Below are 1517 nucleotides of genomic sequence, written 5' to 3'. Positions count from 1 at the left end.
TATCGGTGGTTGGAATTGCTCGGTCTGGCGATAGTTTCGATCGCAATTCATCCTAAGTTTTTAAACCCGTTGATTCAATTGGCGACTCAGATGAAAGCTAAAGCTAAAGGTTTCGCGACAGTTGATGTCGGTGCTTTGCAAATGAAACGCTACCCCCTACTGCCTTTGTTGGGAGAGATGGGTTTTTTAAGTTTGCGCGGTTTCGGTTTCTTGTGTACTTGGTTGGCCCTCAAACCGGTGCCTCCCAGTCAGGTATTTCTGCTGTTGGGTGCTTTCTGTGTAGCATGGTTGTTGGGTTTGGTTGTTCCTGGCGCACCGGGAGGTGTGGGAGTTTTTGAAACAAGTGCGATCGCGCTTTTGGATGACAGTTTTTCACCGGGTCTCATCCTCAGTGTAGTTGCACTTTACCGTCTGGTGAGTATTTTAGCGGAAGCGATCGGTGCCGGATTGATTTGGCTTGACTCGCGCTTAATCGCTCATCGGTAATGGCTAATTGCGATCGAGCCATCCCACTTCATAGGCGAATAATGGATTAAGATTGCCACAGCCATTAGCAAATCTAGCGGATTTATTCCAGAAGTCCATTTTCATAAGCCGTTTCCAAGTTACGCTCTTGTTTGAGTTGGGAAAAAATTCGATACTCATCTAGAGTCCAACCCTTTAGCTGTTCCCCGGAACCTTGATATTGCGGCATCTGGATTAAATTGTATTCTACATTTTCAGCATAAATTGCAAATGTAATATTAAATATTTCTAAGAAAGTAATCAACCAGCGACATTCAGCTTCTGGGTATTTTTGATAGTACTGAATTAAAGCCCCAATACAAACTTCCAAATGCGTGCGAGAGTTTGGTGAAACGAGAATTAATTTCAGCAGAATTACCACTAACGTCAACGGATTACCTTGAGACAGCAATAAGGCAAATAACGCTGTTGGTTCTCGACTATTTTCAGTTGTTAGATATTCTATGACGCGATTGCAACTTCTCAGTTTCAGAGCATCGTTAATAATTTCCTCCTCATGGTCTTTATAAAGAACTTCTAGTTTTTCAGAAATATTTTGCTGAAAAACATTTACGAATTTTTTATTCGCCACCGAAAACAGTAAATATTTACTTAAACTCTGCTTGAAAAATTTGTACGTTACGAATTCAGTTTGTTTAATAAAAATACTTGCCAAGTTGGCGTAGCTAAATGGGCCTCGTTTAGCTACAATTGCTTTAATTAGCCGGAGCAGATCGTCGCCAAGTCCTGTAGGATTTGGTTTGTCAAGCTTAGTATCTTTAGCTACTGGCGACTGAGAATGGGCGGTGTACATCGCCAAATCGAATTTAAATTTATCTTTCAAGCGCTTCGCACGAGCTCTAGCTGCTTCTCGCTGTTCTATGGGATTATTCAGATCTATGTACTGAGGTACTAAAAGAAAAGTACTATAACGATGCGCCCACTCAGACTGACTATCGTAGCGGGAAGCGAATACCTTCAGGTCTTCATAATCCTTACTGTTGACAAAATTA

Annotated in this window: 2 pseudogenes; one reads left to right on the top strand and one right to left on the bottom strand. The window is 41.6% G+C overall.

The features are described 5' to 3' along the window. Positions 1-486, top strand: a pseudogene (locus H6S82_RS32560) (lysylphosphatidylglycerol synthase domain-containing protein); the annotation flags it as partial. An 82-nt stretch (positions 487-568) separates the two neighbouring features. Here H6S82_RS32560 and H6S82_RS32555 read toward each other — a convergent pair. Next, positions 569-1517, bottom strand: a pseudogene (locus H6S82_RS32555) (hypothetical protein); the annotation flags it as partial.

Origin of the sequence: Planktothrix sp. FACHB-1355 (assembly GCF_014748295.1) — a bacterium.
Taxonomy (GTDB): Bacteria; Cyanobacteriota; Cyanobacteriia; order Cyanobacteriales; family Aerosakkonemataceae; genus Aerosakkonema; species Aerosakkonema funiforme_A.
The sequence above is the reverse complement of the archived record's forward strand: the minus strand, read 5'-3'. Positions and strand labels throughout refer to the sequence as shown.